The sequence below is a fragment of the Streptomyces sp. IBSNAI002 genome (assembly GCF_052244475.1).
Lineage (GTDB): Bacteria > Actinomycetota > Actinomycetes > Streptomycetales > Streptomycetaceae > Streptomyces.
The window spans coordinates 197,649-208,862 of the sequence record NZ_JBQPXG010000002.1; the positions used below are offsets into that span (position 1 = coordinate 197,649).

At 71.6% G+C, this 11,214-nt stretch carries 10 protein-coding genes and 1 pseudogene; 4 read left to right on the top strand and 7 right to left on the bottom strand.

The features are described 5' to 3' along the window. Positions 1-81: 81 nt before the first annotated feature. Positions 82-573 (top strand): MarR family winged helix-turn-helix transcriptional regulator, encoded by a 492-nt coding sequence (locus tag ACTVZO_RS01180; RefSeq protein ID WP_443296490.1) that lies wholly within the window; start codon positions 82-84, stop codon positions 571-573. Between the two features lie 15 nt (positions 574-588). Here ACTVZO_RS01180 and ACTVZO_RS01185 read toward each other — a convergent pair whose 3' ends face one another. The 6 genes and pseudogenes from ACTVZO_RS01185 to ACTVZO_RS01210 all read right to left on the bottom strand — a co-directional run. Further along, positions 589-1,191 carry an alpha/beta fold hydrolase gene (locus ACTVZO_RS01185; RefSeq protein WP_443296491.1) on the bottom strand — a complete coding sequence of 201 codons (603 nt, stop codon included), beginning with the start codon at positions 1,189-1,191 and terminating at the stop codon, positions 589-591. Positions 1,192-1,259: 68 nt separating this feature from the next. Further along, complete coding sequence (locus ACTVZO_RS01190) at positions 1,260-2,087, bottom strand: DUF1295 domain-containing protein (protein ID WP_443296492.1); 828 nt, start codon at positions 2,085-2,087, stop codon at positions 1,260-1,262. Then, positions 2,084-3,391, bottom strand: coding sequence for a class I SAM-dependent methyltransferase (locus ACTVZO_RS01195; protein WP_443296493.1), 1,308 nt, complete (start codon positions 3,389-3,391; stop codon positions 2,084-2,086). Before ACTVZO_RS01195 ends, ACTVZO_RS01190 begins: the two co-directional genes overlap by 4 nt. Beyond that, on the bottom strand, positions 3,388-4,161 hold the full coding sequence (locus tag ACTVZO_RS01200) for a DUF1365 domain-containing protein (protein ID WP_443303014.1): 774 nt from the start codon (positions 4,159-4,161) through the stop codon (positions 3,388-3,390). Before ACTVZO_RS01200 ends, ACTVZO_RS01195 begins: the two co-directional genes overlap by 4 nt. Before the next feature lie 29 nt (positions 4,162-4,190). Beyond that, positions 4,191-5,447: an NAD(P)/FAD-dependent oxidoreductase gene (locus ACTVZO_RS01205; protein ID WP_443296494.1), complete on the bottom strand. Its 1,257-nt coding sequence runs from the start codon at positions 5,445-5,447 to the stop codon at positions 4,191-4,193. Between the two features lie 167 nt (positions 5,448-5,614). Beyond that, positions 5,615-6,190, bottom strand: a pseudogene (locus ACTVZO_RS01210) (sigma-70 family RNA polymerase sigma factor); the annotation flags it as partial. A 255-nt stretch (positions 6,191-6,445) separates the two neighbouring features. On the opposite strand from ACTVZO_RS01210, the gene ACTVZO_RS01215 reads away from it, so the two are divergent. Further along, positions 6,446-6,880 (top strand): SRPBCC family protein, encoded by a 435-nt coding sequence (locus ACTVZO_RS01215; RefSeq protein ID WP_443296495.1) that lies wholly within the window; start codon positions 6,446-6,448, stop codon positions 6,878-6,880. Positions 6,881-7,120: 240 nt separating this feature from the next. Here the strand turns inward: ACTVZO_RS01215 and ACTVZO_RS01220 are convergent, their stop codons facing one another. Beyond that, a complete protein-coding gene (locus ACTVZO_RS01220) occupies positions 7,121-8,203 on the bottom strand; it encodes an N-acetylmuramoyl-L-alanine amidase (RefSeq protein ID WP_443296496.1) in 1,083 nt (360 codons plus the stop codon). An 826-nt stretch (positions 8,204-9,029) separates the two neighbouring features. Here ACTVZO_RS01220 and ACTVZO_RS01225 point away from each other — a divergent pair. Further along, the gene (locus tag ACTVZO_RS01225) at positions 9,030-9,812 is read left to right on the top strand and encodes a hypothetical protein (RefSeq protein ID WP_443296497.1); all 783 of its coding nucleotides are present in this window, start codon (positions 9,030-9,032) and stop codon (positions 9,810-9,812) included. A gap of 96 nt (positions 9,813-9,908) precedes the next feature. Next, positions 9,909-11,210, top strand: coding sequence for an ISAs1 family transposase (locus ACTVZO_RS01230; RefSeq protein ID WP_443296498.1), 1,302 nt, complete (start codon positions 9,909-9,911; stop codon positions 11,208-11,210). Positions 11,211-11,214: the final 4 nt, after the last annotated feature.

Genomic DNA, 11,214 nt, shown 5'->3' on the forward strand with positions numbered 1-11,214 from the left:
CGAAAGCAAAATATCTCAATGATTGAGAGATCTGGTGCCGGGGGGTGATCCGCCCGGGGTCGCGCCGCGTAGGGTGACCGCGTGGCCAGTACCGATGACGGAGAGACGGCGTCGCCCCCCGCGCCGGTGCCCGGCGACCTGCAGAACTTCGCCGTCGCACTGCGCCGTACGCACGGCGAGATCAGCCGGCTGGTCCAGGGTTTCGCGGCCACCCACGGCCTGCACCCCACCGACGTGCAGGCGCTCGGCCTCATCCTCGACAGCCCGGAACCCCTGACACCCGGCCGGTTGCGGGAACAGCTGGGGCTGACCTCGGGCGCGGTCACGGCGTGTCTCGACCGTCTCGAAGCGGCGGGGCACATTCGCAGGGCCCGGGCGAGCACGGACCGGCGTGTGGTGCACGTGCACTACGTGGAGAGCGCACGAGCCGTCGCCCGGCTGTACTTCCACCCGCTGGCGCAGGCGGCCACGCAGGCGAGGGCGCAGTTCGACGACCAGGAGCTGGCCACCGCACTGCGCTTCCTCACCGCGCTCAACGAGGAGCTCGGAGCCCTTCGGACGCCTCGGCGCTGACGGCTGCTCATGTGATCACGTGCCCGGTGCCAGCAGTTCGGAGACCAGGCGTACGGTGTGGCGCTGCCAGCCGGCAGAGCAGCCCAGCATCGCGTGCCCTCCCCCGCGCATCGGAATTGCGACGGCGTGGGCACCCGCCGCCCGAGCCCTGCGGACGAATTCCCACGACTCCCGCGCCGAGGTGATCCGGTCGGCCTCGTCGTGCAGCACGTAGACCGTGCGTCCCGCGAGGTGGGCGACGGGCTCTCCGGGCGGGCACCAGGGGGCCAGGGCCACCACGCCGCGGACCGTCGGATCCCCGGCGGCGCACAACGCGGCCCGGCCGCCCATCGAGTGGCCGACGAGCACGACCGGGATCTCGCCCGCGGTGCGCCTCAGCAGCGCGAGGGCGGCCTCGGCGTCCCGTGCCGCGTCCCGGCGGCGCCCGTTCCAGCCTCGGTGACGGTAACGGACCATCGCCACGAGCACGTCCCGGTCCGCGAGGGTGCGCGCGACGCCGCCGGCGAAGGGCCGCATGCGCAGTGCGGGAAGGTTGATCAGGGGAGGCGGCTCGAGGCCCACCGAGCGGCCCCCGTGCAGGAGGAGGACCGCGGCGTTGGGGTCGGCCGGTGAGCTCACGACGCGCAGGGGCCCGGCCGCACGCGCTCGGAGCCCGCGGACCCCGCGGACCCGTCGGCTCTCGGCCGTCACCACGGGCCGGTCCCGCTTGCCGCCTGACGCGGGGGCCGGGGAAGGAAACCGCTCGTACGGGCCCGGTAGGCCGCGTAGCCGGGGCGCTGCGCCATATGGGCTTCCAGCATCCGTTTGCCGCTCCCCCAGATGAGCAGTCCGCTCATCACCAGGGGCGATACGACGGTGAGGACCGCGGTCGGCCAGGTCGCGCAGGCGGCCAGGTAGAGGCCCCACCAGACGAGGAAGTCGCCGAAGTAGTTGGGGTGCCGGGTCCAGGCCCAGAGTCCCCGGTCCATGACCCGGCCCCGGTTCGCGGGGTCGGCCTTGAAACGGCCGAGCTGGTGGTCGCCGACGGCCTCGAAGCCCAGCCCCGCCGCCCACAGGACCAGGCCGATGACCAGGAGGACGTCCACTCCTTCGGTCAGGTACGCCGCCGCCTGTACGGGGAGCGAGACGAGCCAGACCAGGGCGCCCTGGAGGAGGTAGACCTTGCGCAGCGCGACGAGAGCGGGATTGCCGGGAACCCGGGAGAGCATCCGTGCGTAGCGGGGATCCTCGCCGTGTCCGCGTCCGCGGCGGGCGATGTGGAACGCGAGCCGCAGCCCCCACAGACAGGTCGCCAGGGTCACGGCGAGGCGGCGTACGTCGTCACCGTGGCCGGCGGAGAGCCCGTAGGTGACCAGTGCGACGGCGGTGAACGCCAGGCCCCAGGCGACATCGACGATCCGGTGGACGCCCTTGACCAGTGCCAGGGCGAACGTGACCAGCATGACCGCGAGCGCGGCTCCCGCCGCCGCTGCCAGGTTGACGGCGAACGCGGAGGCGGAGGCGGACGCGTTCACCGGGACGCCTCGCGTTCCGGGCCGGCCGCGACGAGGCGGAGCTGGCGTACGTCGAGGCAGTGCGAGCGGAAGCCGGCCTCGGAGTAGGCCAGGTACAGCTCCCACATGCGGCGGAAGACCGGGTCGAAGCCGAGCGCGTCGACCTCCGCCGACCGCTGGACGAACCGCTCCCTCCACATCCGGAGCGTCTCGGCGTAGTGGTCGCCGAAACCGGTGTCGTGGGTGATGCTCAGGCCGGCCGCGGCGGACTCCCGGCTGATGGCGTCCGGCGACGGGATCAGGCCGCCGGGGAAGACGTACTTGCTGATCCAGGTGTGCGTCCGTGCCGTGGCGAGCATCCGCTGGTGCGGCATCGTGATGGCCTGGACGGCAACGCTGCCCCCGGGGGCGAGGAGCCGGCGCAGGGCGCCGAAGTAGTCGGGCCAGAACTCGGCGCCGACCGCCTCGATCATCTCGACGCTGACGACGGCGTCGTACCGGCCCTCGATCTGACGGTAGTCACGGATCTCGACGTCCACCCGCCCCTCCATGCCGGCGTCTGCGACGCGCCGCAGCGCCAGGTCGCGCTGCTCCCGGGAGAGCGTGACGGTCAGGACGTCGGCCCCCCGGGCCGCGGCGCGGACGGCGAGTTCTCCCCAGCCCGTGCCGATCTCGAGCAGCCGGGTGCCGGGGCCGACGGCCGCGAGATCGAGCAGCCGGTCGATCTTGCGGTGCTGGGCGGCGGTGAGCGCGTCCGGTGCGGCGGGAAGGGTCTCGAAGACGGCCGAGGAGTACATGAGGCTCGGGTCGAGGAAGAGGGCGAACAGGTCGTTCGACAGGTCGTAGTGCCGGTGGATGTTCTCACGGGCACCGTCGAGGGTGTTGCGGTCGCGGGCGGGCCGTCGGTGCGCCCAGACGCCCCGCAACCGGCGGAGCGAGGCGGGTACGAGCTGGTCCACATGGGCCGCGAGCACGGTGAGCACGCCGACGAGGTCGTCGCTGTCCCATTCCCCGGCCATGTACGACTCACCGAAGCCGATCAGGCCGTCGGCGCCGATCCGCCGGTGGAACGCGGCCGGGTCACGCAACGTCAGCGCCGGCGCGCCGACCCCGCCGTCCGTCTCGCGGTCGCCACCGTTCCGCAGCCGGAGGGGCAGCCTGGTGAGGGCGCGTTCGACGACGCGCCGGGCGATGGCCGTACGGACGGCGGAGGCGGGTGGGAGGCGCGCCACGTCGGGCCATCGCGCCGGATCGACGCCGATGACGACCGGTCGGCCGCCGGGGACGGTGGAGGCTTGAGCGGCCGAGGCGGTGGAGACAGTCACAACATGCCTTCCCTGGTGGGCGTAACGGGTCGGGGTCGGGGTCGGACAGGAAGTCCCTTGAGGTACAGCCGGATGCCGTGCCAGCGGATGCCGGCGCTGACGGCCGCGGTGGACCAGGGGTGGCGCAGCGCCGCGGTGAGCAGACCGCGCGCGTCGGCCGGGCGGTGGCGGCCTCGGACCGTGGCGGTGAGCGGCCGGGATCCGTCCGGGAGCCGCAGTTGGACGGTGAGGTCGAGACGCTCGCCGGGCAGCGGAACCCGCATCCGGTAGGAGCCTTCGACGTCGAAGAACGGCGAGACGTAGAAGTCCTTGGCGACGTCGGCGCTGCCGTCCTCCGCGGGCCGCAGGAGGTAGCAGTGCCGGCCTCCGTAGGTGTTGTGCACCTCGGCGACGACGCAGACGGGCCGGCCGGTCCGGTCGTGGCACCAGTACAGCGTGAGCGGGTTGAAGACGTGGCCGAGGACCCGGGCGTGGGCGAGCATCAGGACGCGGCCGTCGGCGTTCCGTACGCCCTGGGCCATCAGGTAGGCGTCGAGGCCGGCCCGGATCGTGCGGGCCCGCCCGCCGAAGTGGTCGCTGGCGTCGAAGCGGGCGAGGGGGCGCAGGAGGCGGGGCGGTCGGGGCAGGTCGTCGAGGTCGACGAGCCAGAGGTACGTGCGCCTGCGCAGGGAATGCCTGACCGGCTGGACGCGGGTGTGGCCGACCTCGCAGGTGTAGAGCGCGGGTACGGATGCCGGTACGGGTACGGGTACGGATGCCGGTGCTGGTATCGCGGAGTCGGCAGGCGTGACCTCGAAGCTCACCAGGTCACCCCCAGAGCGCGGGCGGCCTCGACTCCGGAACGGCAGCCGTCCTCGTGGAAGCCCCAGCCGTGGTAGGCACCGGCGAAGGCGGTGACGGATGTGGCGAGGCCGGGGAGTTCTCGCTGTGCCGCGACGGAACGGGGGGTGTAGACGGGGTGTTCGTACACCATGCGTGCGATCACGGTGCTCTCGTCGACACGGCCGTCGGGGTTGAGGGTCACGATGTGCGGCTCGGTCAGGGGCAGGCGCTGGAGCCGGTTCATGTCGTAACTCACCCGCACGGAACCGGGGCGTGCGGCGCAGGAGGGGATCCAGTAGTTCCAGGACGCTCGCGCGTGCGGTGACCGCGGGAGAACGCTGGTGTCCCGGTGCAGGACGGTGGGGTTGCGGGAGTACGTGAACGCTCCCAGGACGCGGCGCTCGTCCGCGGTGGCGTCTGCCAGCATCCGCAGGGCCTGGTCGGGGTGGACGGCCACCACGACGGCGGCGTGCACCTCGGTCTCCCCGTCTCGGGTGGTCACGCGTGCGTGGTCGGGTCCGCGTTCGACCGTCCGGACGGGCGTGGCGGTGCGGACGGCGGCGAGGCCCTTGGCCGCCTTCTCCACGTAGGCGGCGGAGCCTCCGGTCACGGTCTTCCACTGCGGCGATCCGGTGGTGGAGAGCAGCCCGTGGTGGTCGAGGAACCGGAAGAGGTAGGCGGCCGGGTACAGCAGGGAGGTGTCCGGCGCGCAGGACCAGACGGCGGAGACGAGCGGCAGGGCGAAGTGGCCGACGAAGTAGGGAGAGAAGCCGTTCCGGTTCAGGAAGGAGCCGAGGGTCTGGGAGTCGTCCCCGGAGGCGAGCAGCCGGCGGGCGGACCGGTGGAAGCGCGGTACGTCGGCGAGCATCCGCAGGTGGCGGCCACGCAGTGCGTTGCCCGCGCCGAGCAGCCCGCGCGGGCCGCGGGCACCGGCGTATTCCAGACCGCAGCCGTCGCACCGTACGGACATGCTCATCTCGGAGTCCTGGGTGGCGACACCGAGTTCACGGAAGAGCCGCAGGAGGTTCGGGTAGGTGCGTTCGTTGTGGACGATGAAACCGGTGTCCACGCGGACGGTGCCGCACGCGCGGGTCGGGAGCTCATGGGTATGGGCGTGGCCGCCGAGCCGGGAGTCGGCCTCGTACAGGACCACGTCATGCGTGCGCGACAGGATGTGGGCGGCGGTCAGGCCCGCCACTCCGGCTCCGACGACGGCGACGCTTCGCCGGTTCATCCGTTCCCCCTCGTACCGTCGGCTGTTCGGCTTGCCCTCTGATGTGATTCGGCGCCCTCGCCCCGGCGGACGGGTCCGTCTTTCTCCGGCGCGGTGCCGGGTACCGGCCCGGTTGCCGCGGACGGACGGGCGGCCGTCTCGTCGTCGGCGGGGCAGGCCTCGGGGGGTGGTGCGAGGCTGCCGCGCAGTCGCTGGAGCCCGCGCCGGGCATGGCTCTTGACGGTGCCGAGCGGCATACCGGTCGTCCGGGCGATCCTGGCCTGCGTCAGGTCTGCGAAGAACGCGAGGGTGAGCACGTCCCGCTGCACCCGCGGCAGGCGGGCGAGTTCGCCCATCACCACGATGCGGTCCAGTACGCGCTCGGTGCCGTCCGTGTAGACCACGTGCGGCGGCAGAGCGGCTCCGGCGGCGGCGACCAGTTCGGTCCTGCGGGTGCGCGCGGAGAGGGCGTCGGCGATCTTGCGCCGCGCGATGCCGACCAGCCAGGCGGGGACCGTCCCGCGGTCGGGGCGGTACCCCTGGCGACCGCGCCAGGCGGCGAGGAAGACCTGCTGCGTCACGTCCTCCGCCTCGCGGGAGTCCCCGATCGCCCGGCACGCCAGGGTGTGCACGAGGCCGCCCCACCGCCGGTAGGCCAGGGCCAGGGAGTCCTCGTCGCCGCGGGCGAGGCCGGCGCCGAGCTCCTCGTCGGTCGGCTCGGGGCCCAGGGGCCGAAGGCGCTGGGCCGTAGGCGCTGCGATCATGACGACTCCCGTTTGCCCGTCGTGTGGTCCGGCTGGAGGCTTCGGCCACCGGGCGGTTGCACCCCGGCGGTGTCAGGGTCGGGCGACGTCCCCTTGTCTTGCAAGATGCAGCGTTTGTGCATCGCTTTCCGGTAGGCGTCACCTCTCGGGCCACTCCCCCGCATCCGTCCGGCGCCCAGCGGGAGAAGAAGGGAGAACGGCTGGGCATGCGGTCCGTTCGAGCCGACCCAGGACCCAGGAGGTCATCCGGTGATCGTGGTGGAACGAAACATCGTCATCCCCGTCCCCGTTGACGAGGCGGTCTCCTACCTGGAGGACTTCCGTCGCAGCGCGGAATGGGATCCGGGAACGGTGGCCTGCGTCCGGGTCGACGAAGGGCCTGTGCGGCCGGGTGCCGTGTGGCGCAACACCTCACGCTTCCGGGGGCGTACCACCGAGTTGACGTACCGGCTGGAGGTCAGAGAGCCGGCCCGCCTGGTCTTCGTGGGCACGAACAAGTCGGTGACCGCGACCGACGACATGCGCTTCGAGGCGCGCCCGGGCGACGAGACCCTCTTGAGGTACGAGGCCTCCCTCCGCTTCAAGGGCCTGGCGAAACTGGCGACTCCGTTCATGAGGGCGGAGTTCGAGGCGCTGGCGGACAAGGTCGCCCGGCGCCTCCCGTCCGCCGTCGCGGTACACCGTCCCTGAGATGCGCCGCGGGCCGAAGCGGGTGGGACGGCTCGCGGCCGCCTCGTCCCGGGCGTCGAACAGAAGTGACCCCCATGCCGGCGTACGACGTGGGGGCCACTCCAATGGGGGTGCGGGCGCCGAGCTAGGAGTTGCGGTGCTTCGTGAGCTGGCGGATCTCGGGGAGGGCTTGGCAGAGGGCGCGGCCGGGGCAGAGGGTGTTGAACCCGTCGCGGTGGCCGGGGATCCGGTGGAGGGCGATCATCTGCCCGAGCTTCCAGGTGTCACCGAAGAAGTTGCCGCCGTCCGCGGCGGCCGGGAGGGTGACCGTGCTGTCGGGCCGTGGCCGTGGTGGCGCAGCTTCCAGCCGGCCAGCTGGGCGATGCTGGACTTGACCGCCGTGCCGACTCCGGCGTCCTCGGTGTTCCCGAGCAGGGCGATGCTGGAGGTGTCGGTGTTGAAGCCGTAGGTGTGGGCGGCGCGCACGGCCCGCTCGATGCCGCCGGCCCGGCCCTCGAAGAGGGTGCCGTACTTGTCGACGAAGAGGTTGTAACCGACGTCGTTCCAACCCAGTTCCTGCACGTGGTAGAGGAAGACTCCTCGGACGATGGCGGGCGAGTCGGAGGGGCCGTAGTCGTTGCCGCCCGCGGTGTGGTGGACGAACACGGCCTTGGCATCGGCCATGTACTGCGGCGGGTCGAAGACCAGGTTCTCGTTGGCGCCCCAGCCCGCCCGGTCGACGAGCGCCGGCCGGCTGGCCTGCCCGGCCCGGCCCGGGCGGACAGGCGTGGGGGCGGCAGCGGTCGAGGCGGTGGCCTTCGGGTCGAGGCACGCAAGTGCCATGCCCCCGGGCAGGTTCAGGGCCCGAGCCGTCTCGGCGGCGCGGAACTGGACGCCGTCCGACGGGCCGGCCCACAGCGGTTCCCTCCCGCCTCGGCCCTGCTCGCCGCTGGTCGCGTCGGGTCCGTGGTGCAGGCCCGCCAGGGTCTGCCAGGGCCGCCACTGGCCGTTGCCGCTGTCACGGGTGCGGACCTGCACCGCCCCGGAGAGGGACCGGCCGGGATCGTCCCAGGTCACGCCGACGATGGAGAACGGTTGAGTGCGCGTCGGTTCCACCGGCAGCCCCGCGGCGTCCAGTTGGCCGGCGGCGGGCCGCTTGCCCGGTGTGGCGGCCACCGCACCGGTGGCACCGAACACGGTCAACGCGGCGGTGGCACCGGTGAGCAGGATGGTGCGGCGGGCTCGGCGACCCGAGAGTGCCGTCAGGCTCGAGGAGTTGAAGAGGACCGCGGGGCTGCCGGATCCACCTACGCCGGTCGGCACCTGCCCGGCGGGGCACTCCACGTGGCCGTCCCCCCGCCGTCGCGCCTCCTCCGGTGGCCCCGACAGCCGGCACACAGCCGCGGACGGTCTGTCCGCCGCTGCTTCGGCCGTCTCCCCCTCCTGCCCCCGTCGGCACCGTGCCGGCCTGGTCCATGTCACGAATGGGCGATCCGCTCTCCTCTGCCGTCAGGGACCAAATCATCTGCGGCACCAAAGACACACCCGGACCTAAAAGGGCTCACTCAGCCGCTTCGCCAATGACTTGTCACATCGGTCGAAAGAATGACGTAATCCCGATCGGGGTTGGCTACAGTGAGCGGCGCAGGGGTCAGTCGGGGAGATCTTGCACTTTCGAAGCGGAGAGAATTCGACTCTGGGCCAGCTGGGCGATCCCCGGTTCCCAGGCTTTTCGAACAGCCCTCAGCCGCACCGAGAAGGCACGTGATACGAATGTCCATTCACTGGAAGCGATTCATCCGCTGAGTCGTGGAGGGGGCCGTCGGCGGATCCGCCCCGGCTACCGCCACGGCAGCGGTCCAGTCGTTTTCCGGGCATCCGTATAGAAGGCTTCCGCGTCCTCCCAGCAGATCGACTGCTGGAATCCGACGCGTCCGTCTACTGACACGCACCGCCACTCGCTGCATACGTCTGTCACGGAGGCATGCCGCACTTCCCGTGACCGTGCAAGGTCGCCTTCGCCCGCGGCGATCTCCCGCCCGTTCCACAATTCGACCGGTTCGGTCAACTCTCCGGCATTCCCTCATGGGCCACTTCAGTACAGCAATTTCAGGACGGACACAGCTCAGTGAATTTCAGTAGGGAGGCGGCCCTGACGATCGCCGCGACCATGAGTCTCGCGATCGGCGGCACCGCTTGCGCCCAGCCGGCCCTTGCTCTGGAGGCCCCGCAGGCGGGCGCCGTCTCGCAGGCGACCGCGAATGCGGCCATAGCCAACGCCCGCCGGGGTGTCGTCGACGATCTCACCGCCCAAGGCGCCACATCGGCACAGATCGCCGCCGCGCAGCAGAATTTCGACGCGGGCCTCGCCATGGCCGCGACCATGGCGAAGAGCACGCCGGCGAGCACCGGTTCCACAGCGCTCCCCGGCATTCCCGCGTTCCAGCACAAGAACTACGACCAGATGTTGGAGCTCGCGCGCCAGCGACTGGCGCAGGTGAAGGCCGACAAGCCCGAGAACGACCGCACTTCCCTGGTCTCCAGCCTTCCGACCGCCGGCTCCACGATCGGTGGGGAAGGCACCCCGCTCGAGGCCCCCGTCCTGGTGGCCAACGCTTGGTGGGGCCTCGACAAGATGGCTGTCAGTCTCCTCAACAACGGCGTCGGAAACTACCTCTACTTCGACACGGCGCGGGCGACGCTCGACGGCGGCCAAGAGGGTGTGGCCGCAGGCCTCAACAGCGCCGGATCCCTGGTCGCCCTGAAGGGCGGACACTTCGGCGGCGCGGGTGCGGCCCTCGGCATGGTCGGCGCCGTCATGACCCTCGCCAACCCCGCCGTCCTGGCCGATCCCATAAAGCTCCGCGACGCCCTGGCGGGTACCGTCTTTTCCGCCGGCTACCTCGCGGGGTACCTCGTGGGCAGGGCCCCGGAGTGTTCCGGGAATGTCTGATTTGGCCCCGTGGGCGCCGGTTGTCCCTGGGCGTGAAGCGAGCACGGCACCTGTGGATCATGGAGTTCTCTAGGCTTCACGATCTGCAGGGGTGCCGTGCTCGTTGCTTCATCCTGCCCTGTGGCCGTCGTGCCCGTGTGCGCGCCCCTGCTTGCGCAGTCGCTGGCCGCGTCGGAGCCGGTCGTCCCGGACGGGCTGCTGCAGGCTCTGGCCCAGGTCCCGGACTCGCGTGATCCGCGTGGGAGGCGCTACCGGCTGGCGACGCTGCTGGCGATCGGGGTCTGTGCGATGACCACCGCCGGCCATAACTCCCTTGTCGCGATCGGGGAGTGGGCACGTCGCTGTGATCAGCAGGTCCTGGCCGATCTCGGTTGTCCGTTCGATCCGATGACCGGCCGGATGCGGTGCCCCAACGAGAAGACCCTGCGCGACGCCTACGGCAAGGTCGACCCGGCCGAGCTGACCCGAGCCGGCTACACGCGACTGGCCGTCCTGGCCCGGCAATCAGCAGACCGGGCGCCGAGCGCGCGGACCCCGGAGGGACTCGCCGAACGCGAACAGCGTCGCGCTCACCACGCCGCCGAACGCACACCACCGTCCCGGGCCCGGCGGCGGGTCTTCGCAGGGGATGGCAAGTGCCTGCGCGGGGCGAAGCGCCCGGACGGCTCCCAGGTCTACGTGTTCTCCGCAGTGCGCCACCAGGACGCGCTGACCGTCGCCGCCCGCGAGGTCGGCGCCAAGACCAACGAGATACCCGAGTTCCAGCCCCTCATGGAACAGATCCCCGACGAGGAACTGGAAGACGCCGTGGTCACCCTCGATGCCCTGCACGCCCAGCGCGAGCACGCCCGCTACCTGGTCGAGGAGCGCGGCGCCCACTACCTGCTGTCCGTGAAGGGGAACCAGAAGAACCTCGCCCGGCAGCTCAAGTCCCTTCCCTGGAAGCAGATCCCGGTCCTGCACCGCACCAGTGAGTCCGGCCACGGCCGCGAGGAGATCCGTGAACTGCAGGTCGCCAGCGTGAACGGGCTCCTGTTCCCCCACGCCCGCCAGGTGGTCCGCATCCGCCGCAGGCGCCGCCCGCTCGGCACGAAGAAGTGGTCCGAGGAGATCGTCTACGCGGTCACCGACCTGACCGCCGAGCAGGCGAGCCCCGAGGAGATCGCAGCCTGGGCCCGCGGCCACTGGACGATCGAGAACAGCGTCCACTGGGTCCGCGACGTCACCTTCGGCGAAGACGCCCGCACCATCCGCACCCGCAACACGCCCGCCGTCATGGCCGGCCTCGGCGACATCGTCCGCGGCACCCTCCGGGCCCTCGGCTGGGTCAACGCCGCCAGCGCCAGACGCGCCCACACCGACCCCACCGCCGTCCTGCGGCTCCACGGCATCACATGACCAA